We start from the raw sequence: 22,440 nt of genomic DNA on the forward strand, positions 1-22,440 counted from the left end.
TATTGATTTGAGCTATACCATTTTAACAAAATTAAAGAAATGTTTGACAAACTATATATAAATCTAGTATTCTATCAGCGTTGAAAGAAAAACAACACTTAAAAATTGACTATACCAATTTAAATAAAACTAACTATACCAATTAAAGGATGCTAATAATTATGTGTGGAATTGTCGGAGTTATTGGAAACACAGAAACAACAGATATTTTACTTAATGGCCTGGAAAAACTTGAATATCGTGGCTACGATTCAGCTGGTATCTACGTTAATGACCAAAATGGCAAAGATTTTCTAGTTAAGGAAGTTGGTAAAATCAGTCAACTTCGTAATGCAGTTGGTCCGGATGTACAAGGAATAACAGGAATTGGACATACACGTTGGGCAACTCATGGTGAACCTACTGTGGATAATGCACATCCACATTTCTCTTCAGATGATCGTTTCTATCTTGTTCATAATGGAGTTTTAACTAACTTTAATGAAATTAAATCTGAATATCTATCAAATGTTCAATTTAGAAGTGAAACAGATACTGAAGTTGCTGTTCAATTAATTTCAAAATTTGCAAATGAAGGTCTTAGTGCTGAAGATGCATTTAGAAAAGCTCTAGGCATCATTGAAGGATCATACGCATTTGGTCTAGTAGATACACAAGAGCCAGATAAGATTTTTGTTGCAAAGAGTAAGAGTCCACTACTTATAGGACTTGGAGATGGCTTTAACGTTATCTGTTCTGATGCAATGGCCATGTTAGACCGTACAAATAAATTTGTTGAAATTCATGATGGTGAAGTTGTTATTCTTGAAAAAGACAAAGTATCTATTAGTAAATTAGATGGAACACCTGTTGAAAGAGAATATTACACAGTTGATATTGACGCTAATGATATTTCTAAGGGTACATATGACACATTCATGTTAAAAGAAATTGATGAACAACCCGTTGTTATGAGAAAAATTTCATCACATTATCTAGACGGAAATAAAGTTAACGTGGATCCTGCTCTAATTAACGAGTTAAAAGAGGCAGATCGTCTATACATTATCGCTGCTGGTACAAGTTATCATGCCGGATTAGCTGGAAAAGAAATTTTTGAAAAATTATGTGACATTCCTGTAGATGTAGAAGTTGCTAGTGAATTTGGATATCATATGCCAAAACTTTCTAAAAAGCCATTCTTCTTATTCCTATCACAAAGTGGCGAAACAGCAGATAGTAGACAAGTACTTGTTAAAGTAAATGAATTGGAATTACCAAGTCTAACAATGACAAATGTTCCTAATTCAACACTTTCACGTGAAGCTAACTACACAATGGAACTTCTTGCAGGTCCAGAAATTGCTGTTGCTTCTACAAAAGCATATACAGCCAACATCGCTGTTGAAGCAGTTCTTGCTAAAGCACTTGGTGAAGCCAAAGGAATTCAGGCAGCAATCGATCTAGATTTGAAAGCACAATTAGCTATGGCTGCTAATGGTATTCAAACTATTATTGATGAAAAGAGTCTATTTGAAGGTATTGCAAGAGATTATCTTACAGATAAAAGAGATGCTTTCTACATTGGACGTGGCGTTGACTATGCACTATCACTAGAAGCAGCATTGAAGCTAAAAGAAATTTCATATATTCATTCTGAAGGATTTGCTGCAGGTGAATTGAAACATGGTACTATCTCATTGATTGAAAAAGATACTCCGGTATTTGCCTTTATTAGTGATAAGATTGGTCAAGATCACACAAGAGGTAATATCAAAGAAGTTGAAGCTCGTGGAGCTAAGGTTCTAAGAATTGTTTCATCTGATTTTGCTCAAGAGGGCGACCAAATTGTTCTACCCGAAATTGATCAAATGATTTCACCACTAATCAGTGTTGTTCCTGCTCAATTAATTGCTTACTATGCAAGTTTGCAACGTGGTAACAATGTTGATCAACCAAGAAACTTGGCAAAGAGTGTTACAGTTGAATAATTAATTAAAAATACTCTGTTAATTTCAGAGTATTTTTTTTATTATTAATAGAATAACTATTTTAGGGGTTGTTTAATCAATGAAGAAAAAATTGAATTTATTTTCTACTACCATGTTTGGATTAAGTGCCATTATTGGATCTGGATGGATGTTTGGGGCTAGTCAGGCAGCAAAAATTGCTGGGCCAGCTGCCATAATTTCATGGATACTTGCTGCAATTCTTGTTGCTATGATGGCAAGTGTCTTCGTTGAAGTTGGTACAATGTTTCCAGAAGATGGTGCGATGAGTCGCTTCACCATGTATACTCATGGTTCTTTATTGGGCCATATGGCGTCTTGGTCCAATTGGTTTGCCTTATTGGCAATATTACCTATTGAAGCCGTTGCAAGCACTCAGTATATGAGTACGTGGCCATGGGGATGGGCAAAGTGGACAGCCAATCTTATGAATGGAGACAACCTATCGGTTTATGGATTATTAATGTCCTTCATATTGTTGTTTTTCTTCACTATATTGAACTATTGGTCTGTATCTATAATGTCAAGATTTAATAATTTAATATCTATTTTTAAATTAGCTGTTCCTATTTTAACGATGATATTTCTAGTGAATGCTCATTTTGATATGGGTAATTTTGGAAGTAGTGTTCATCAATTTATGCCAAATGGCAGTTCATCAATTTTTATTGCAATAGGTAGTGCTGGAATAATTTATTCATACGTTGCATTTCAAACCTTAGTAAGTATCGGAAATGACATTATTAATCCTGCAGTTAATATTCGTAGGGGAATAATAATTTCGCTATTTATTAGTGCAGTAATCTATATTGCATTACAATTTGTATTTATAGGAGCACTTCCATATAGTGTGGTAGCTAACGGTTGGTCTAATCTTAATTTTAATTCACCATATGCTGATCTAGCGATTATGCTCAACGTATACTGGCTGTCTACCTTAATTTACTTTGCTGCATTTGTATCACCTGTGGGAAGTGGTATTGCATTCTCTGCATCAGCAAGTAAATCACTTTCTTCAATGACTAAAAATAAGCATTTTCCTTTGTTTATAGGATCAACAAATAATAAATATAATTCTCCAAGAATTGCGTTATTAGTTAACTTCATCGTTAGCTTTTTGTTGATTTTACTATTTAAAAATTGGGCACTACTCGCAAGAGTCGTGGCGGCTGCAACGTTGATATCGTTGTTAACTGGTCCAGTAGTTGTAGGTTCTCTCAGAAAAATTGCTCCAGATTTTAAACGACCATCTAAGATTAGAGGTATGAAAATATTGGCGCCAATAACTTTTGATGCCATTAGTTTAGCAATTTATTGGTCAATGTTTCCAACCGCCGTTGAGGTAATTATATTAATCATTATTGGATTACCAATATATATTTTTTACGATTATAAAAGAGGGTTTAGAGAATTTAAACTAAAGTTATATTCAAGTTTGTGGTTTATATTTGAGTTGTTATTTTTATCAATTGTTTCATGGTTAGGAAGTGTCCATTTTGGTGGAATTGATTTGATACATTATCCTTGGGATTTCCTAGTAATTATAATTGGCTCTACAGTGTTTTATTATTGGGGTATCAACTCTTCATATAAATCAGGATATTTTGAAGATGCTAGAAAATTAAATGAAAAAGTAGATTGGTAATTTATGGACAAAAAAATAATTGATAAGCAAAAATGGTTTGCTTGGATTGTTGTTTTGATAGAAGGAATTTTATTTTATAGTTCATCAATGACATATAAACAACAAACATCGGTGCCATTTTTAGAAAAGAATATAGAAAATAAACCACTCTATCACTTTTTAAATAGTATTAAATTTAATTATGGTGGCAAAGTGCAATCTATTGAAAATGATGGATATTACCATTTTGTGGAATTTTTTATTCGCAAGGGGGCTCACTTTGGAATTTATTTGGTATTAGGAATATTTTTGGTATTGTTTTTATATAAATACTTTGAAAATAATCATTGGTTACTAGCTTTTGTGGGTTGGATGACTACTACTGGTTTAGCTGCATTTGATGAATTTCATCAAGGTTTGACAGGTGGTCGCAGTCCTATGGTTGAGGATGTAATCTTGGATAGTATGGGTGCACTATTTGGAATTGCAATTTTATTGACAATAATATGGATTATTCAGAGAAGAAATACTCGTAAAATATTGAATTAAACGGTTTCTTTTGATATTATTTAGTCTGGTTTCAAAAAAATTAACGAAAGAAGGAAGCAGAAATGTCAGGACATTCAAAATGGCATAACATACAAGGCCGAAAAAATGCTCAAGATGCTAAGCGTGGTAAGATTTTCCAAAAAATCTCACGTGAAATTTTTATGGCAGCAAAGGCGGGTGGTCCGGATCCTGCTAGTAACCCTGCTCTTCGTTTAATGCTAGATAAGGCCCGTTCAGCGAACATGCCAAAAGACAACATCAAGCGTGCTATTGATAAGGCCGCTGGTGGTAGTGATGAACATTATGATGAAGTAGTATATGAAGGATATGGACCAGGTGGAGTTGCTGTTCTAGTTGAAGCACTAACTGATAACAAGAACAGAACTGCATCATCAGTTCGTGTTGCTTTCACTAGAAATGGTGGTAACATGGGTTCTGCTGGATCAGTTGCTTACATGTTTGATCGCCGTGGATATATCGTTCTTGAGAGAGAAAAGAATACTCAAGAAGAAGACGATGTATTAATGGATATTATGGATTTAGGTGCAGATGATTTGCAAACTTCAGATGAAGTATTTGAAATTTATACGGGACCTAAAGAATTTACAGCGGTTCGTGATGGATTAATTGAAAAAGGTTATGATGTCTCTAACGCTGAACTAACTATGATTCCTCAAAATACAACAGAAGTTCCAGAAGATAAACAAGAACAATTTGAACGCATGATCGATCAACTTGAAGATGACGATGATGTATCAGAAGTATATACAGCTGCAGAATAATATAAAAAAAGACAACACATAAAGTGTTGTCTTTTTTTATTACGTAATTTAAATTCATGAAAGGAGAAAATATGTCAGCTGACGAAATAGTCAATGATTTACTACATAAAGCGATGCAGGATGTAGTGACAGATATTTATTTTATACCTAAGTCTGATTTTTATATTATTCAGGCAAGAAATCAAAGTAGTCGGCAGGTAATATCGCAGCTGAATAGCGATATGGCTCAAAGTTTGATGAATGTATTAAAGTTCCGTGGAGGACTAGACATCGCCGAAAAGAGACGTCCACAAAAAGGTTCATTTGTATTTGAATCTGACACAGCCAACGTTAGTATTCGAATATCTAGTATTGGTGATTACAAGAATAGAGAATCACTAGTAATTAGACTTATCTACAATTCAGCCGTAATAGATACATCTAGTGACCAGATAGTGAAGAATTTATTGTTATCAGCCAAGAAACCTGGGATGATGGTATTTTCAGGACCGATGGGATCTGGTAATACAACTTTGATGTATAGAATAGCCAGAGAATTATCTGATCAAAAAATAGTAATGTGTATTGAGGATCCAATTGAAATTGAGGAACCAGAATTTATACAGTTACAAGTAAACGAACAAGCTCAGATGACTTATGAAAAGCTAATAAAAGCCAGTCTGCGACATAGAGCAGAAGTATTAATAATTGGGGAAATCCGGGATAAAGAAACCGCTAAAGTAGCTCTTCAAGCGGCAATGTGTGGATATACAGTATTAACAACTATACATTCGAAGTCTAAATTTTCAGTTATAAAGAGAATGGTTCAGCTAGGTATTGATCCTGATGAAATTGTAAATGGGGTAAATTTAATTTCATATCAAAGATTAATACCCACCATATCCAAAAGTGAAATATTTATAGACTCAATAAGTAATTCTAAAATAATAGAATTTTTAGAAAATTCCAAAAGTGATAACAACTGGAAACTTCAATTGAAGGAATCTCTGAACAAAGGAGTTATCACAAAAGATATATATGAAGAGTATATTAGTGGGTAAGAAAATGGTATCAGCCAATAAGAAGTCAGAATATTTACTAACATTGAGCAAGTTAATGGAAAATGGGTATTCATTACTAGCTGCTGTTAGAAGTTTACATATTATGACTAAAGATAAAATATTTAATTTAATTGAAGCCGATTTAGAACAAGGGAATAGTGTTGCATTTGCTATGCAAAGATTGGAATTACCATTAACGATGATAAATCAGTTTTTTATAGCCGAGCAAAATAGTGAAATAGTAAAAACATTTAATCAATGTGGGTTACTTTTGAGTTCTAAGAAAAAACAATTAGATAAATTAAAAGAATTATTGATGTATCCTCTTGTCATATTATTTTCATTAGTAATTATGATTATAAGAATAAAATTCTATATTATCCCGCAATTAGAGGTTGATGATTATGAGTTTATATTTGATATTTTGCAAAAGATTGTAATTACAGTAGGGGTACTTTTAATATCATTTATAATTTATTTCATTAAAAAATTAGCGAAAAAAACTGAATATAATAAAGCTTTAACGTTAATTAAGTTACCAATTGTAGGGAAAGTACATTTGGCTTTCTATCACTATTTGATTTTACAAGGTATAGGTATGCAGATGAGTGGTGGAACAAATTTAAACCAAGTTTGTCAAATGAGTAGGATATACGTAGAAGGATCTATCCAACAAGAATTATCTAGATACATTCAAAAATCGCTTAACAGGGGGTTAAAACTAGATGTTTTAATTGATAATTCTGTGTTGATTCCAGATGAATTGAAATCAATCATTAATTTGGGTGGCGATAATCAATCAATGGCAAGAGATATCTTGTTAATGTCGGATTTAAAATATAGCGAAACTACCAAAAAAATAAAAAACATTTTAAACTTGGTTCGGCCAGTACTATTTTTGGTAATTGCTATATCGATAATTACTACATATTTATTGGTTCTGCTACCGGTTTATGGAATGATGAGGGGAATTTCATAATGAAGAAAAAATTATTGAAGAAAACTAAAAAGGCATTTACTCTTATTGAAATGGTTATCGTATTGTTTATTATTTCCTTGCTACTTCTGATTATTTTGCCTAATTTAGGGGAGCAAAAAAAATCAGCATCAAATAAAACTGATGAATCGTTTAGAACAACTCTTCAAACACAAGTAGATTTGTACGATGGAAATGCTAAAAGTTTTGATGACCTAGAGAATGCACATCTAATTTCAAATAAACAAATGAAAAAAGCCACAGATGAGGGATACACTATCATAAATGGTAATGTTGAGAAAAAATAATGCTTTTGGAATGATTGAGGCAATTATTGCATTATCAATTACTTGTATTGTTTTGAGTATCAGCATAACGGGAATTAATCAATATAAATTAAGGATTGAAGAAAAGCAATTTCTTCAATCCTTTAAATTTTCATGGACAAACACATTAAATTATTCTTATTTATCAAACAGTACCTGCGAAATGATTGTTCTTACCGATGAACAAAAAATCGTTTTTAAAGATATTGACGAAAATAAAGAATTAAATGTAGTGAAAATTCCTGAGTATATTAAATATGGTAATGGTGGTTCTAAAATCATAAAAATAAATGGATCTTCTAAAGGTTATACGATAATTTTTATCTCTTCCCTTAGTGGTAAACGTTACACTTTCAAAGTCCAATTACATTGGGGAGAAATTTTAGAAAATGTTGAAAAAATCTAGTGGATTCATTTTTGCTGAATCATTAATTTCTTTAATGATTGCAGTTTTGATTACAATTACTCTTTCTTATACAGTATCCGCTCAATTTGAGATGTTACACAAATACGAACGAAAAATTAACGCTTATCGTTTTATAGATAATCATATTCAATCAGACAAAGTGCCTGATAAGTTAACTATAAAAAATTATACTTACATATTTTCTAAAAGTGATGATCTATATCAGGTAAGGGTTAATAATGAAATATATAAAATTAGATACTAAAAAGTCAGGTTTTTTATTAGCAGAAGCAATGATGTCCTTATTTGTGACACTATTAATTCTTCTGATACTAAGTCAAGTTATTGCAGTGATAAAGAATGTTGAAACAAGTGCAAATAGTGGGTATATAAGAGGACAAGTGACCTATGATAAAATACAAAATTTATTAGAAGGGTCACAATTGAAAGTAAAGAATTCACACAGAATTATATTTAGACCAAGAGAAAATGGTGGATTTTCTCAAAATTCTTTTGTTATAGAAGAATATATAAGTAATCAAAAAATGATCCGTTATAGATCCACCACTCATGGTGGTCATGTTCCATTAATTACAGATATTGAAGATTGCCAATTTAGTTTAAATGGCGATGTTTTAAAGATAGAGATCATAGATAAAGAACATAAAAAATCAGAATGGTATATTACAAATAATCATGAAAATTTTCCAGAATTTACACCTACAGCATAGATCAGGTACAGTGATGGTAAATGTCATATTTATTTTATTCTTAAGTATTATGGTCATCTTGTTTTGTAATGATTATTACGTTAACCAAATGAGAAACTATCAAAAGTTAGATAAATTATATCAACAAAAGATAATTACTCATTTAGATAATGAAAAAATTGTTTTTGTCGATAATTAGAATACTTGAATTCAACAACATTTATCTGTAGAATTTACTTCTAGTTTATTAAAAGAGGTAGAGTAATGGCAGAAAATCAAGCACTACAACAATATTTTGATTTATTAGATGAATCCACAGCTCTTTTAAAGGAATCACTGTCTTCTTCTAATGTTGATGCTTTATCAGAAAATTTAAATAATATAGCAAATAAAGAAGTATTTGTTGAAAATGGTGCTCCAAATGAAGAAACAGTTCAAAAGTTAAATGATATATACAAAAAAATGTCAGATATTAATCTGACGCAGACACAATTGAAACAAGCTATCACAATTTCAATTATTAAATCACAACGCTCAGATAAGACTGAAGTTAACAAGTTAATGACACCAGATACTATCGGATTAATTTCAAGTGTGATTGGTTATGAGATTATTAAAAAACTAGATGTTAAAGAACTTAATATCATTGATCCTACTGTAGGAACAGGAAATCTTTTAATTGAATTTATTCATCAGTTAAAACTTGCAATGGATATTAATGTAAATGCAGCGGCCATTGATAATGACGAGAGTCTTCTGTCACTTACCAAAGTATTCGGTGAAGTATTGAATATCAACTTGGAAGCGTACTTACAGGACGCAATTGCTGATTGGCCAATAGAAGATATTCAGTTAGCAATTGCAGATTTACCTGTTGGTTATTATCCAGTTGATGATAATGCCATTAAATTCGAAACAAAATCAGAATCAGGTCATTCATATGCGCACCATCTCTTAATTGAACAAACTATGGATAATCTAAATGATGATGGTGTAGGAATTTTTATTGTTCCTTCACAAATTTTTCAAACTGAAGAAGCAAAGATATTGTCTAGTTGGATGGTCAAGAGTGTGTACTTGCAAGCAGTGCTTGATCTACCCAATAATCTTTTTACTTCAAAAGAAGCACAAAAATCTATTGTTGTTCTTCAAAAACATGGTGATCATTCTAAACAAACTCCAAATGTTCTTATGGGAACAATTCCAGATGTAAATAATATCAAGGAATTTGAAGAGTTTAGAAAACAAATAAAAAAATGGTCTGAAGAAACATTTTAAAAGGAACTCCGAATGGAGTTCCTTTTTTGTTTACTATTCAAAAATAAAATCAATATTTTATGATTTTTTAATAATTTTATATGTGAAAACATTTACAAGATGTTAGAGTGGTGGTTAACTAAAGGTGTAGAAACGGAGGATTTTGTTATGACACGTAAAGCATATATGATTGGTACTGGTATAGGAAATTTGGCAGCTGGTATATATTTGATTAGAGATGGTGGCTTCAAAGGAGAACAAATCACTATGTATGGTTTGGAGACACATGGAGCCAATGATGGTAATACGGTTGCTGCATATGAATCTGAGTACAGTAATCCAAAACTTTCTAATAATAAAGGATTCCTAGCAAAGGGTGGACGTATGTTGAACGAAGAAACATACGAAAACTTATGGGATCTTTTGAGATCTGTTCCGTCATTAGATAATCCAGGACAAACTGTTACTGACGATATTTTGAATTTTGATCACGCACATCCTACACATGATGTTGGTCGTTTAATTGACAGTAAAGGACCTCGTAATAAGGGTGGAAAAGATGATTACAAACATATGCAATTTAGTAATAAAGATCGTGTTTTATTATCTAAATTAATGTTGATGCCTGAAAAAGATGAGGAAAAATTAAATAATATTAGTATTGCTGAATGGTTCCAGACAAGTCCAACATTTTTCCAAACAAACTTTTGGTACATGTGGCAAACTACTTTTGCATTCAAACGTGCTAGTTCTGCAATGGAATTAAGACGTTATATGAATAGAATGATACTAGAATTTAGTCGTATTAACACTTTGGAAGGTGTAACAAGAACACCATACAATCAATATGAAAGTATTATTTTGCCTATGAGAAAGTATCTTGAGGATCGCGGTGTAACTTTTGTAAATAATATGAAAGTCACTGACTTAGAATTCAAAGATACACCACTAATGGATGATATTATTGTTACAAAATTGATTATGCAAAATGTAACTAACGATGAGATATCCGAGGTGGTAGTTGAAGAAGATGATATGGTATTTGATACCAATGGATCAATTACTGATAGCTCATCAATTGGTGATATCAATACTCCAGTCAAAGAAAATATGGAATATGCTCCTAGTGCTGAACTTTGGAAAAAGGCAGCAAGTAAGTTCTACTCTTTGGGTAATCCTGACAAATTCTTTAATGATCGTACTCAAAGTGAATGGTTAAGTTTCACTGTTACAACTGATGATCATAAACTTGTACAAGAAATTTCAAGAATTACTCAGCAAGAGCCAGGTAATGCCTTGAATACATTTATCGATAGTACAGCTTTACTATCAATTGTTGTACATCATCAACCACATTTCAAAGCACAAAAGCCTAATGAATCAGTATTCTGGGGCTATTTCATGTATCCACGTAGAAATGGTGATTTTGTTCAAAAACCTATCATAGAAATGACTGGTCAAGAGATGCTAGAAGAACTTTTGGGACACCTTTCAAAAGTTGATCCAAGTAAAGACAACATTATGAATCACAAAGATGAGATTATGGATAGTATTATCAATGTAATACCTGTTCATATGCCATATGCAAGTGCTTTATTTAATCAACGTGCAGTGGGTGATAGACCAGCAGTAGTTCCTACTCATAGCAAGAATTTAGCATTTGTTAGTCAATTCTGTGAAATGCCATTTGATATGGTATTTACAGAACAATATTCATTTAGAGCTGCACAAATTGCTGTATACAAATTCTTAGGAATTTCAGAAGCACAGTTAACACCTGTTCATCATTATGAAAAAGATCCTAAAGTTATGGCATGTGCTACTAAGACAATGTTGAGATAATAAAAAAGCCAATAGATTAATATCTATTGGCTTTTTTTGTGGTTATTTATTTTCTTCTAAAGAAGAAGGACTTAGTAAACTTGCTGCATCTTTATCAATAATTACTGTTACATTATCTTTTGTTTGTAAAACGGAAGCAGGTAAATCTTCTGTAACAGGTCCTTCCACCATACCCTTAATAGCTTCGGCTTTATTTTTTCCAAAAGCCATAAGGATAATTTCTTTACTCTTCATAATAGATGCAATCCCCATAGAATAAGCATATCTTGGGACATCGTTCTTGTTTTCAAAGTAAACTGAATTTGCTTCAATTGTAGATTCAGTAAGGGCAACTTTATGAGTCTGTTCATCGAAAGAAGAACCTGGTTCGTTAAAACCAATATGACCGTTTCTACCAATACCCAAAATTTGTAAATCAATAGGGTTATCTTCAATCACTTTATTATAACGAGCTGTTTCTTCATCAGCATCTTTAGCAAGTCCATTAGGAACAAATGTTTTAGCAAAAGGTTTTTGATTAAATAGATGATCTTGCATAAAGTAACGATAACTTTGAGTGTCTTCAGGAGCTAATCCAACATATTCATCAAGGTTAACTGATGTCATATTAGAAAAATCAAGATCACTATTTGTCATCTCTTTGTATAGATCAACGGGGGTGCTACCTGTAGCAAGACCTAATGTCTTGATGCCTTTGTTCATAGATTCTTTAATAAGATCGAAAGCTACTTTACTTCCTTCTTTTTTGGTATCTGCAACTATTATTTTCATAATTAAATGCTCCTTCTCAATCGGTATAGTCCAATTATATAAGTGTGAAAGGCGTTAGTCAATACTTAAGAAAATGTAAGCGCTTAAAGATGACAAAAAATAATGTGCCAAAATTAGTGTTGATGTAGTAATCTTCAATTATTAAACTATAAATGTAAACGATTTAAATTTTGGAGGGAGTTACAATGGATAACAGTTCTAAAAAAGAAAAAGCATCTATTAAAAACTCCATGCAAAAATTTGGAAGCAAACTATCTGGTATGGTAATGCCAAATATAGGTGCTTTCATTGCGTGGGGTCTTATAACTGCTTTATTTATGGATACAGGTTGGTTACCTAATGCCAATTTGGCTAAAATGATTACACCTATGGTTACCTACTTATTACCTTTACTTATAGGTTTTACTGGAGGTAGCGTAATTGATGATCACCGTGGTGGTGTAGTAGGAGCAATTGCTACTATGGGAGTCATTGTGGGATCAAACATTCCAATGTTTATTGGGGCCATGATTATGGGTCCACTTGGTGGATGGTCGATTAAAAAATTCGACGAATGGGTACAACCTAAAACAAAACAAGGATTTGAGATGCTAGTAAATAATTTTTCTGCTGGTATTTTAGGAATGATCCTTGCTATTATTGGATTCTTTGGAATAGGTCCAGTTGTTGCCGGACTATCTGCTGCACTTGCAAAGGGTGTTGACTGGATTATTTCAGTACATCTACTACCATTAGCAAATGTTTTCATTGAACCGGCTAAGATTCTATTCTTGAATAATGCAATTAATCAAGGTATTTTGACTCCACTAGGTATACAACAAGCGGCTGGATCTGCAGGAAAATCTATTCTATTCCTACTTGAACCAAATCCAGGTCCTGGACTGGGTGTTCTACTTGCATTTATGTTTTTTGGAAAAGGAACAGCAAAGAGTAGTGCATCTGGGGCAGCAATTATTCACTTCTTTGGTGGAATTCACGAAATTTATTTTCCATATGTACTTATGAAACCAGCACTATTCCTATCAGTTATAGCTGGTGGTGTATCAGGAACATTCATGTTTAGTCTATTTGATGTAGGATTGAAAGCATCACCATCTCCTGGATCAATCATTTCAATTCTATTGATGACACCTAAGGGAATAAATAACTACGTTGGAGTATTGTCGGGTGTAATTGTAGCGACAGTCGTCTCATTCTTAGTGTCTGCTTTCATCTTGAAAAGAGATAACAGTGATGAAGATGATATTGAAACAGCACAAAATAAAGTCTCAAACATGAAGAGTGAAGCAAAAGGTCAGTTATCTTCTAGTCAAGACGATGCAAAGAACATCATGACTTCAAGCTCAGAAGTAGATCATATTATATTTGCATGTGATGCTGGTATGGGATCAAGTGCAATGGGTGCATCTTTATTAAGGGATAAGGTTAAGAAATCTGGTCTGAATTTATCTGTAACAAATACTGCTATAAACAATTTAAAAGATGAACCAGGTTTATTGGTTGTTACACAGGATGAACTTGCAGATAGAGCTCTTCAAAAGACTCCTTCAGCAGTACACGTTCAAGTAGAGAACTTTTTAAGTTCACCTAAGTATGATGAAATTGTTGCTGCTTTAAAAGCAAAGGAAGTTACTGGTAATGATTCTCTTAGTGATGAAAATATTTCAGAAGAAATAAACAACGAAAATATTTCTCTACAAAATATAGATACAAATGTAATTAGAACAATTGATTTTATCCATCATGATCAAAATGTAGGATCAGCAACAATGGGTAGATCATTATTTAAAGAGAAAATGAATAAGTCTGGATTATCAGACATTATGGTTAAACATGTTTCGGTTGGAGAAATTGATGATGACCAATCTGTATTGGTTATTGCAAGTAAAGAAACATCAAAACGTATTAAATTATCATTTAAGAATGTTCAAGTGCTTGTTGTGGATAATCTAGTTGATAATCCTGAGTATGATAAACTTATATCAGAATGGAAATAATTATAATCGGGATGTAGCTTGATGAATTTATCAAATCGAGAAATTGAAATAATACTTCATATTTTGAGGAGTAACAATGGTGTTACTATTGATTCACTAGTTAAAAGAATAGGTGTAAGTAAACGTACTATTTATCGTGAACTATCAAGTATAGAAGAGAGCTTAATTAAGCTCGGAGTTCAATTGGTAAAACAGGAGGGATTGTATACTTTAGTTGGAAGTAACAATACTATTGAAGCATTAAATAATATGATCAGTAATAAAGGATCATACGATGATATAATTTCACCTACATCTAGGCAGAGCTCACTAGTTTGTCAGATATTATTACGCAGTGATGTAATAACGATAAAAGAATTGTCTGACAATTTGTCGGTTAGTGTTGCAACCGTAACCCAGGATTTAAAAGCTATTGAACCGCTGCTTAATGAATATAAAGTAAAGCTAGTTAGAATTAAGGCAAAAGGACTCACATATGATGGCGAAGAAGATAATATACGTCGTGTCATTAGTGGAATTTTGTCCAGTGAAATTAATGAATATGAATTCTTCGAATATATTGATAATCAAAAATTACAATCAACTACAACAACTAGTTATTTCATTAAACTTTTTGATAGAGAACTATTAATAAAATCTGGAGAAGCTATTAAGTCAAAATTGAGTGAAGATTTAAGCAAGCTTTCGGATAGTCAGTTAAAACAAATAACCATTGTATTGGCTATTTCTGCTATGAGAATTAATGATAACAATCCAGTTAACAATTTAAATGATTCAAGTAATATTCAAATGCAATATAAAAAAATTGCCAGTGATCTATACAAATTTTTTAATTCGAATATTGTAGAAAAGGTTAATTTATTAGAATTAGATTTTTTAGCTAATCAAATTCAAAATATGCATTTTTCAACAGAAGAAAATGTTCTATCTGATAATTATGATTTAGAATTATCTTACAATATTAAAGATTTTGTGAAAAAAGTTTCACAAGGCTATAACTATGACTTTAATAATCTACAACTGATTAATGACTTGTTGTCACATGTTGGTTCAATGTTAAATCGAAATATGAATAAATTACCAGAGATCAATAATGCTACATTAGAAGAAATAATTACGAAATATCCTAAACTTTTTGCTTTAATTAGGGCTTCGTGGAATGACACATTCAATGCTAAATTAGCAAGAAGTGATATTGCGTATTTATTGCTACACTTTGCTTCAGAGTACGAAAAGCAAAAAAAGCATCGATACTATAAAATTTTACTGGTTTGTTCAAATGGTATAGGAACAGCAAGGATTTTAGAATCTAGATTAAAAGAAACTCTACCATATAATAACGAGTATATAATCGCACGTATTAATGACTTAAAAACAATAGATTTCTCTGAGTATGATCTTATTTTGTCAACGAATTTTTTACCAGGATTTAGTTATCCATACAAGGTCATTTCACCTTTAATCTTAGATAATGAAGTTGAAGATATAAGAAGTTCACTTGAGGCTATAGAACCTATATACGATAAAAGTGACGAATCTAATGACTTAGATCCATTAAAACAATTATCAGAATTATCTATTGTTACGGATCATTCTATGAAATTAATTGATTATTTCAAAGTGAGATACTTAGACAGCAATAATTCTTCCATGAAAGAAATTCTTTTAAATATGACATCTAAATTAGATCACAGTATCGTGGAAGATACTGAAATGGTTGCCTTGAGCTTGTTTAAAAGAATGGAAAAATCTCCTGTTGGTATACCTAATACCGATAGTGGGTTGATACATAGCAGGAGTGAGTATGTCAATAAACCGTTCTTTGGAGTATTTCGATTAAGTAATCCAATTTTAATTAAGAGTATGGATGGAAATTCTACAAATTTAAGAAATTGTATTTATATGATTTCCCCCAATGAAATTGATGTATATTATCAAAAACTTTTAGGTGCTATTTCTAGTTCAATTATTGAAAATGATAATAATTTGGATATTTATCAAAATGGAAATGATATTGAAATTAAAGAATTATTGGCAAGAATATTTATAGAACAAATTAAAATAAATGATTGGAAGTGAAACTTTTGGATAATTTGGATGTTAATCTAATCAAATTAGATCAAAGTGCTAAAACAAAAGAAGAAGCAATTAAGCAATGTGGCCAATTATTGGTTGATAATGGCTATGTTGAAGAAGGCTATGTAGATTCCATGCTAGCCAGAAATAAAGATGTATCTGTATATATGGGTAATTTTATAGCTATTCCTCATGGGACAGAATCAGGGAAAAAATTTATTAAGAAAACGGGAATATCTATTATTCAATATCCCATGGGTGTTGATTTTAGTGACGATCCTTCTGAAGAGAAGTTGGTCACTGTAGAGTTTGGAATTGCTGGTTTAAATGGAGAACACTTGGAAATTCTTTCCCAAATTGCATTATTTTGTAGTGACATAAGAAATGTCGAAAAATTAGCAGATGCACAAAACTCTGAAGAAGTTATAAATCTATTGAAGGAAGTGGACTAATTATGAAGGCAGTACATTTTGGAGCAGGTAACATAGGTCGAGGTTTTATTGGAGAAACATTGTCATCAAATGGCTTCAGTATTGATTTTGTGGATGTAAATGCAACTATTATTGATGCTTTAAAAGAAAGACATGAATATGATATCGAATTAGCATCTGAAGGACATAAAAAAATTCATGTGGATAATGTTGACGGAATAAACAATAAAGACAATCCAGATCAGGTAATTAAGGCAATAAATAGTGCAGATGTAGTAACGACTGCAATTGGCCCTAAAATTTTACCATTTATTGCTGAGCTGATTGCTCAAGGGATAACTGAGCGTAAAGATAATAACAATGAAAATCCTTTAGATATAGTTGCCTGTGAGAATATGATAGGTGGAAGTCAATTTCTAAAAGATGAAGTATATAAATATCTATCAGATGAAAATAAACAGTTTGCTAATAAATTTATTGGTTTTCCCAATGCTGCTGTAGATAGAATTGTTCCTCTTCAAAAACATGATGATCCATTAGCTGTTTCAGTAGAACCATTCAAAGAGTGGGTTATTGATAAATCACAAATGAAAAATAATTCTTTCAAGCTAGATGGTGTTGAATATGTAGAAGATTTGGAACCATTTATTGAAAGAAAACTATTTTCAGTTAATACAGGTCATGCGACTGTGGCTTATACAGGTGAATATTTAGGATATAAGACTATTGGTGAAGCAATAGGTGATGTAAAAGTACTCGAACAACTAAAAAATGTCTTACGAGAAACTGGTAGTCTTTTAATTGATAAGTGGGATTTCGATTCTAAATCCCTTAAAGAATATCAAGAGAAGATTATTAGTCGTTTTGAAAATAAATATATATCAGATGATATTTTAAGAGTCGGACGTACACCTATTCGTAAGCTGGGTCATGATGAAAGATTTATTCGTCCAATTAGAGAGCTAAAAAATCGAAACTTAAGTTATGAAAATCTTCTTGATACTGTTGGGATGGTAATGACATTCGATGAATCTGCAGATGAAGAAAGTGTAAAGTTACAAGGAATGCTTCAAAGTAAAAATACTGAAGATGTTGTAAGAGAAATTACAAATTTAGAAGATCAAGATTTGATTCATCAAATTGTTCTTTCATATGAAAATAAAAAGAAATAAAAAAAGATCTGACAATTGTCAGATCTTTTTTTATTTAACAAATTTCATTGTTTCTTTTGTGTTATTAGTAAACAAACTATCAACTTTATTTTGTTTTATAGCATTGTAATTATCGTTATAAGTAGCAACGGTGTAAATGTTTGTTTTAAAGCCTCGATCATGAGCTTTTTTCGCAATTTTATCAGTGTATTGTTCTTGGTCAAGAGAGATAAATGTTAGAAACTTAGGTGCATGTTCCAATTGAATTAGATAATCAGATTCGCTTGATGCTTCCATTAACCAAAGAGTAGGGACGTTCTTTTGCTCGTCTTTTTTATGAAGTTGTTTTAAGGCGTCTAGATCGGAGTCTTGAATAATAACATTACTATTCATTTTATATTTATTCAGTGTTTTGGCTAGTTGATCTTCTGTATTATCGAGTTCTCCATCACCTTTTTTTGATTCAATAATATAGTGGGTTGTTTTTTTATATTTTTTGAAGACATCAGAAAGTTTATGGATTGATTCACCATTACGTAATTTAACGTTTTTTAGTTCATCAGATGTTGATTCACTGATATTAATATTTTTCCCCGTAGTACGTTTCAAATTGTTGTCATGTGACACATATAGGATATTATCCTTACTTAGCCAAACATCTTGCTCGATAAATTTACTACCATTTTTGATAGCCTCATTATATCCTGCATAACTATGTTCTGGTTGATTATCAGGTGTTCCGCGATGCGAGAATATAAGTGGATTCTTTCCAGAAGCATTCTTGACAAGTGAGCTGACTGAATCTTTGTCCTTTGCAGCTAATGTAACACTTGGTGTAATTGCAATCGTTGCTGTGGCAACAATTAAGGATGATAAAATAGCTAACTTCTTCAAATTTTTCATAATATTTCCTCCAATATGGTTTCATTTTAGCAAATACTAATGGAATGAAGAAGTTATATATTTATTTTAGTGAAATTTTTCCATCCATTATTTCATATGTTTTATCAGCAAATTCCATAAGTCTTTGATCATGTGTAACGATGATTATCGCCTTATTTTGCTCAACAGCAAGATCTTTAAGAAGGCTACCAACTTCGATAACTTTTTCAGAATCCAGCGAAGCAGTGGGCTCATCAGCTAGTACGATATCTGGATTTGCATATAGTGCACGTGCAATTGCAACACGTTGATTTTGACCACCGGATAATTCGTTGGGGTATTTATTAACATATTTTTCAATTCCCAATTTTTTGAGTAAATCTAGCAAATTATCTTTAGAAAAATTATTATCTTTTTTAATTTTATCCACTAGCTCAAATTGTTCACTTACAGTTAGGTATGGCACCAGGTTATACTTTTGTAAAATAAATCCAATGTTGTTAAGTCTTAAGGCATCTCTTTGCGAATCACTGAGCTTTCCAACAGATTTACCTTCTATTTCTACTTCACCAGAGCTAGGAGTTAACAATCCACCTGCTATAGTTAAAAAGGTGCTTTTTCCTGATCCAGAAGGACCTATTACAACAATTAATTCTCCTCTTTCTGCTGAAAAGTTTATGTCAGTTAGAACGTGAACTTTACTTGTGCCAGAACCAAAATATTTGTTTATATTTGTTAGTTTAATAGCTGTCATGTCAATGCCTCCTTAAAGAATAGATACAGGGTCAATTTTTAGAATAGTTCTAACTGGGATAAGGGAACCTAGTAAACTAGTTAAAACAATACCTAGTGAAACTAGAGAAAGCATCTTAACATCAAAGAATATAGGAACACTTGCAGGTATTAACAATCCGGTTATGGCTGTCAAAATAACTGCAACTAATAAACCTACTATCACTAAGATAAGTGATTGATAAATGGTTGTTTTAACTAGAATAGATGCAGGTACTCCTTGAGCTCTAAGAACGGCGTAATTAGGAAGTTTTTGAATTGTTAAAATATATAGGAATACCGTAATTACAATTAGTGAAATGACCATTAAAAAGGCAATCATAAAAGTAAATGTTGCAACTTGTGCAGAATATCCAGGTAGTTTATTTATAAATTGACCGATTGGATATGATTTTAATTGATCTGAACTGAATTTTACCTTGTCATTCTTAGAAATAACTGCACTGGCAACAACTGTATTACCCATGCCTCTTAATGTAGACCAATTATCCGTTGAACCATATATTATCGGTGCAATATTCAATTTGGCATTTTCTGTAAATCCAACAATTTTAAATTCAGTCTTACTTGAATTAAATTTAATTTTGTCACCAATTTTGTAGCCATCATTTTTGTAAGAACTATCCACAACAACATCTTTGTTTTTAATAGATTTCTTACCCTCAGTAATTTTTAAATCTTTATAGATAAATTCATCAGTTTTTATGCCCATGAATGAACCTGATACTTGGCTACGGTCTTTTGATTTAACTACCACCCCCATTTGGGCAACAGAAGCGTCTTTACTATTCATATTGATACTTTTGTATTGGTCGTTTGTAATCATGGACTGACTAATATTCGTATTTGAATCTTTATTTAGTAGGATACTTTTTGCACCCCAAGTATCTAATACCTCTGTATTTTGGCTAGCAAGGCCTTGTGCTAGTCCAGTTAGGATAAATATTAGGTAACCTATAAGAACAAACATAGAAATAATCAACGAATATCTCAATTTTTCATGAAGAATTTCTTTCACAGCTAGGAACATAATATTTCCTCCTCTAAATTTTAATAATAAAATTTGTTTATTTATATTATTTAATAATAAATAATTGGTTTTAGTCAAAATTAAAGTTTGATACTATTAGTAGTATAGTTAATATTCTAATTAAATGGGTGTAATATGATTAAAAAAAATATAAAGAAATTTCTGAAGTTAGATAATATCAGTAGCTTGATAGTATTTTCTATACTAATAAGTTTTCTGATAGTTCTTTCATTTGAATGGATACCAGGACATGTGTTTGCTACAGGGGATTATCATTTTCACCTAGATAGAATGTACGCAATAGTAGATGCTTGGAAGCACGGAATAATGTCACCACGAGTTGATAATTTCTTTGCTGGCGGTTATGGCTATGCAGCAAGTCTATTTTATCCAAATATATTCCTGTATCCAGCAGCATTTGTGTATTTAATTACCTCAAATGCTACAGTTTCATACCTATTTTTACTATTTTTTGTAAATTTACTGACATTTTGGATTACATATTTTGCAGGTAAAAGATTAAAATTACCAGAAAAAAACAATATTATTTTCACTGTTTTATATCTTTTAAGTGCTTATAGACTTCAGGATTTATTGAGTAGACATGATATTGGAGAATTGTTAGGTATAGCATTTTTCCCACTGATCTTAGCAGAATTGATTAGATACAAAGATGGTGACACCAAAAATTGGTTTATCATTTCTTTTGCAATTGCAGGGGTAGGATACTCACATGTTCTATCACTAATAATGATAGTAGGTTTTGCTTTTATATATGCAATCATACATTTAAGAAGTTTTTTGAAAAAAGATACATTAATCCAACTTTTGAAAGCAGCAATGTTTACTTTAGTTTTAATGATTGCTTACATAGTTCCGGTATTGGAACAAATGAAATCACAAAAATTTCAAGTTTCGACTAATCCGTTGATAATAATTTCTGATAGGGCAATACCACTTCAAAATATTTTATTTAATTCATTTACCAATCAAATATTCCATGCAAGTACGGTTAATCTAGGATTTGTTGTTATAGTAGGATTGTTGGTTTATCTAGTATTTAACATAAGGAATCATAAGGATTTGGATTTAACGATACTCGCCACTGTGATGTTAATTGCCTCATCTTCACTTTTTCCTTGGAAATTATTGAAAAATACACCAGTATCTGTATTGCAATTTCCTTGGAGAATGTTCTCTTTAATTAGTTTAATTGTAGTTTATTTGATAGCTAAAGATGAGATGAACCTATTTTCAAGAAAGAGATTCTTGCCAATTTTTATGACCGTAGTGTCACTATTATCAATAGGTTTAGCTCAAGGAACAATTATTGTTTCTAACTATCGGGAACACCCATATTCTGAATTTGAAAAATTAGATTCATATAAAATCGGTGCAGGTACAGAATATTTACCTGAAGCTGTCAAATATAAACATTTGATGAAAAAAGAACGGGTACGTAAAATTTCTTATAATAAATCTGAAATTAAAATAAATGATTTGAAAATAAACAATGAAACAACAGAATTTTATTTCAATGCAAATAAGAAAAATACTGTTGTTACTATTCCCAAATTTTATTACAAGGGTTACCAAGCAATCGTTGGTGAAAAAGGTTCAGCATCGGTTCCTTATTTAAATAAAAAGAACGGAATGGTTAACGTCAAATTGTCTGGAAAAGGGTACTTAACTGTTAAATATCACATGACTAAATTACAGGTTTTAAGTAGCATAATTTCACTTGCAGGCTTAGTTTTATTTATTTTTAGTAGAATAATAATTTCAAAAAAAGATACTGAATAGTATCTTT

At 31.5% G+C, this 22,440-nt stretch carries 21 protein-coding genes; 17 read left to right on the forward strand and 4 right to left on the reverse strand.

The window, feature by feature from the left end:
- Positions 1 to 161: 161 nt before the first annotated feature.
- The 12 genes from glmS (at position 162) to CS873_RS03625 (ending at position 11,500) form a co-directional block, all read left to right on the forward strand.
- Positions 162 to 1,970 carry a glutamine--fructose-6-phosphate transaminase (isomerizing) gene (gene glmS / locus CS873_RS03570; protein ID WP_099974503.1) on the forward strand — a complete coding sequence of 603 codons (1,809 nt, stop codon included), beginning with the start codon at positions 162 to 164 and terminating at the stop codon, positions 1,968 to 1,970.
- A 79-nt stretch (positions 1,971 to 2,049) separates the two neighbouring features.
- Positions 2,050 to 3,633 (forward strand): APC family permease, encoded by a 1,584-nt coding sequence (locus tag CS873_RS03575; protein ID WP_099974504.1) that lies wholly within the window; start codon positions 2,050 to 2,052, stop codon positions 3,631 to 3,633.
- Positions 3,634 to 3,636: 3 nt separating this feature from the next.
- The gene (locus CS873_RS03580; protein ID WP_099974505.1) at positions 3,637 to 4,161 is read left to right on the forward strand and encodes a VanZ family protein; all 525 of its coding nucleotides are present in this window, start codon (positions 3,637 to 3,639) and stop codon (positions 4,159 to 4,161) included.
- A gap of 62 nt (positions 4,162 to 4,223) precedes the next feature.
- Positions 4,224 to 4,943: a YebC/PmpR family DNA-binding transcriptional regulator gene (locus CS873_RS03585; RefSeq protein WP_099974506.1), complete on the forward strand. Its 720-nt coding sequence runs from the start codon at positions 4,224 to 4,226 to the stop codon at positions 4,941 to 4,943.
- Between the two features lie 71 nt (positions 4,944 to 5,014).
- Positions 5,015 to 5,983, forward strand: coding sequence for a competence type IV pilus ATPase ComGA (gene comGA, locus CS873_RS03590; protein WP_099974507.1), 969 nt, complete (start codon positions 5,015 to 5,017; stop codon positions 5,981 to 5,983).
- Positions 5,961 to 6,962 (forward strand): type II secretion system F family protein, encoded by a 1,002-nt coding sequence (locus CS873_RS03595; protein ID WP_099974508.1) that lies wholly within the window; start codon positions 5,961 to 5,963, stop codon positions 6,960 to 6,962. Before comGA ends, CS873_RS03595 begins: the two co-directional genes overlap by 23 nt.
- Positions 6,962 to 7,267: a competence type IV pilus major pilin ComGC gene (gene comGC / locus CS873_RS03600; RefSeq protein ID WP_099974509.1), complete on the forward strand. Its 306-nt coding sequence runs from the start codon at positions 6,962 to 6,964 to the stop codon at positions 7,265 to 7,267. Before CS873_RS03595 ends, comGC begins: the two co-directional genes overlap by 1 nt.
- Positions 7,245 to 7,691: a type II secretion system protein gene (locus CS873_RS03605; protein ID WP_099974510.1), complete on the forward strand. Its 447-nt coding sequence runs from the start codon at positions 7,245 to 7,247 to the stop codon at positions 7,689 to 7,691. The genes comGC and CS873_RS03605 overlap by 23 nt, the downstream gene beginning before the upstream one ends.
- The gene (locus CS873_RS03610) at positions 7,675 to 7,956 is read left to right on the forward strand and encodes a hypothetical protein (RefSeq protein WP_099974511.1); all 282 of its coding nucleotides are present in this window, start codon (positions 7,675 to 7,677) and stop codon (positions 7,954 to 7,956) included. Before CS873_RS03605 ends, CS873_RS03610 begins: the two co-directional genes overlap by 17 nt.
- Positions 7,931 to 8,422, forward strand: a complete 492-nt coding sequence (locus CS873_RS03615; protein WP_099974512.1) for a ComGF family competence protein — start codon at positions 7,931 to 7,933, stop codon at positions 8,420 to 8,422. Before CS873_RS03610 ends, CS873_RS03615 begins: the two co-directional genes overlap by 26 nt.
- Positions 8,423 to 8,665: 243 nt before the next feature.
- Positions 8,666 to 9,679 (forward strand): class I SAM-dependent methyltransferase, encoded by a 1,014-nt coding sequence (locus CS873_RS03620; protein WP_099974513.1) that lies wholly within the window; start codon positions 8,666 to 8,668, stop codon positions 9,677 to 9,679.
- Between the two features lie 147 nt (positions 9,680 to 9,826).
- Positions 9,827 to 11,500 (forward strand): oleate hydratase, encoded by a 1,674-nt coding sequence (locus CS873_RS03625; RefSeq protein WP_099974514.1) that lies wholly within the window; start codon positions 9,827 to 9,829, stop codon positions 11,498 to 11,500.
- Between the two features lie 42 nt (positions 11,501 to 11,542).
- Here the strand turns inward: CS873_RS03625 and nagB are convergent, their stop codons facing one another.
- A complete protein-coding gene (gene nagB / locus CS873_RS03630) occupies positions 11,543 to 12,271 on the reverse strand; it encodes a glucosamine-6-phosphate deaminase (RefSeq protein ID WP_099974515.1) in 729 nt (242 codons plus the stop codon).
- 185 nt (positions 12,272 to 12,456) lie between these two features.
- Here nagB and CS873_RS03635 point away from each other — a divergent pair, with 185 nt between their 5' ends.
- From CS873_RS03635 to CS873_RS03650, 4 genes are read left to right on the forward strand one after another with little or no spacing between them, the layout of a single operon-like run.
- Positions 12,457 to 14,268, forward strand: coding sequence for a PTS mannitol transporter subunit IIBC (locus CS873_RS03635; RefSeq protein ID WP_099974516.1), 1,812 nt, complete (start codon positions 12,457 to 12,459; stop codon positions 14,266 to 14,268).
- A 21-nt stretch (positions 14,269 to 14,289) separates the two neighbouring features.
- Positions 14,290 to 16,347 (forward strand): BglG family transcription antiterminator, encoded by a 2,058-nt coding sequence (locus tag CS873_RS03640; RefSeq protein WP_099974517.1) that lies wholly within the window; start codon positions 14,290 to 14,292, stop codon positions 16,345 to 16,347.
- Between the two features lie 5 nt (positions 16,348 to 16,352).
- Positions 16,353 to 16,796 carry a PTS mannitol transporter subunit IIA gene (locus tag CS873_RS03645; protein WP_099974518.1) on the forward strand — a complete coding sequence of 148 codons (444 nt, stop codon included), beginning with the start codon at positions 16,353 to 16,355 and terminating at the stop codon, positions 16,794 to 16,796.
- A gap of 2 nt (positions 16,797 to 16,798) precedes the next feature.
- Entirely contained in the window at positions 16,799 to 17,947 is a 1,149-nt protein-coding gene (locus CS873_RS03650) for a mannitol-1-phosphate 5-dehydrogenase (RefSeq protein ID WP_099974519.1), read from the forward strand.
- 30 nt (positions 17,948 to 17,977) lie between these two features.
- On the opposite strand, the gene CS873_RS03655 is transcribed toward CS873_RS03650, so the two are convergent.
- The 3 genes from CS873_RS03655 to CS873_RS03665 form a co-directional block, all read right to left on the reverse strand.
- A complete protein-coding gene (locus CS873_RS03655) occupies positions 17,978 to 18,829 on the reverse strand; it encodes a glycerophosphodiester phosphodiesterase (protein ID WP_099974520.1) in 852 nt (283 codons plus the stop codon).
- Between the two features lie 61 nt (positions 18,830 to 18,890).
- Entirely contained in the window at positions 18,891 to 19,562 is a 672-nt protein-coding gene (locus CS873_RS03660; RefSeq protein WP_099974521.1) for an ABC transporter ATP-binding protein, read from the reverse strand.
- Between the two features lie 12 nt (positions 19,563 to 19,574).
- Complete coding sequence (locus CS873_RS03665; protein WP_099974522.1) at positions 19,575 to 20,630, reverse strand: ABC transporter permease; 1,056 nt, start codon at positions 20,628 to 20,630, stop codon at positions 19,575 to 19,577.
- 135 nt (positions 20,631 to 20,765) lie between these two features.
- Here CS873_RS03665 and CS873_RS03670 point away from each other — a divergent pair, with 135 nt between their 5' ends.
- On the forward strand, positions 20,766 to 22,433 hold the full coding sequence (locus tag CS873_RS03670) for a putative glycosyltransferase family protein (RefSeq protein ID WP_138108134.1): 1,668 nt from the start codon (positions 20,766 to 20,768) through the stop codon (positions 22,431 to 22,433).
- Positions 22,434 to 22,440: the final 7 nt, after the last annotated feature.

The sequence above is a fragment of the Companilactobacillus metriopterae genome (assembly GCF_002762335.1).
GTDB classification, from domain to species: domain Bacteria; phylum Bacillota; class Bacilli; order Lactobacillales; family Lactobacillaceae; genus Companilactobacillus; species Companilactobacillus metriopterae.

Coding starts and splice junctions, on each gene's coding strand:
- CS873_RS03615 (WP_099974512.1), top strand. CDS start 7,931: ATGAAATATATAAAATTAGATACTAAAAAGTCAGGTTTTTTATTAGCA.
- CS873_RS03665 (WP_099974522.1), bottom strand. CDS start 20,630: ATGTTCCTAGCTGTGAAAGAAATTCTTCATGAAAAATTGAGATATTCG.
- CS873_RS03605 (WP_099974510.1), top strand. CDS start 7,245: ATGGTAATGTTGAGAAAAAATAATGCTTTTGGAATGATTGAGGCAATT.
- comGC (WP_099974509.1), top strand. CDS start 6,962: ATGAAGAAAAAATTATTGAAGAAAACTAAAAAGGCATTTACTCTTATT.
- CS873_RS03585 (WP_099974506.1), top strand. CDS start 4,224: ATGTCAGGACATTCAAAATGGCATAACATACAAGGCCGAAAAAATGCT.
- CS873_RS03650 (WP_099974519.1), top strand. CDS start 16,799: ATGAAGGCAGTACATTTTGGAGCAGGTAACATAGGTCGAGGTTTTATT.
- CS873_RS03655 (WP_099974520.1), bottom strand. CDS start 18,829: ATGAAAAATTTGAAGAAGTTAGCTATTTTATCATCCTTAATTGTTGCC.
- CS873_RS03610 (WP_099974511.1), top strand. CDS start 7,675: ATGTTGAAAAAATCTAGTGGATTCATTTTTGCTGAATCATTAATTTCT.
- CS873_RS03670 (WP_138108134.1), top strand. CDS start 20,766: ATGATTAAAAAAAATATAAAGAAATTTCTGAAGTTAGATAATATCAGT.
- CS873_RS03575 (WP_099974504.1), top strand. CDS start 2,050: ATGAAGAAAAAATTGAATTTATTTTCTACTACCATGTTTGGATTAAGT.
- comGA (WP_099974507.1), top strand. CDS start 5,015: ATGTCAGCTGACGAAATAGTCAATGATTTACTACATAAAGCGATGCAG.
- CS873_RS03635 (WP_099974516.1), top strand. CDS start 12,457: ATGGATAACAGTTCTAAAAAAGAAAAAGCATCTATTAAAAACTCCATG.
- CS873_RS03625 (WP_099974514.1), top strand. CDS start 9,827: ATGACACGTAAAGCATATATGATTGGTACTGGTATAGGAAATTTGGCA.
- glmS (WP_099974503.1), top strand. CDS start 162: ATGTGTGGAATTGTCGGAGTTATTGGAAACACAGAAACAACAGATATT.
- CS873_RS03595 (WP_099974508.1), top strand. CDS start 5,961: ATGAAGAGTATATTAGTGGGTAAGAAAATGGTATCAGCCAATAAGAAG.
- CS873_RS03640 (WP_099974517.1), top strand. CDS start 14,290: ATGAATTTATCAAATCGAGAAATTGAAATAATACTTCATATTTTGAGG.
- nagB (WP_099974515.1), bottom strand. CDS start 12,271: ATGAAAATAATAGTTGCAGATACCAAAAAAGAAGGAAGTAAAGTAGCT.
- CS873_RS03580 (WP_099974505.1), top strand. CDS start 3,637: ATGGACAAAAAAATAATTGATAAGCAAAAATGGTTTGCTTGGATTGTT.
- CS873_RS03620 (WP_099974513.1), top strand. CDS start 8,666: ATGGCAGAAAATCAAGCACTACAACAATATTTTGATTTATTAGATGAA.
- CS873_RS03660 (WP_099974521.1), bottom strand. CDS start 19,562: ATGACAGCTATTAAACTAACAAATATAAACAAATATTTTGGTTCTGGC.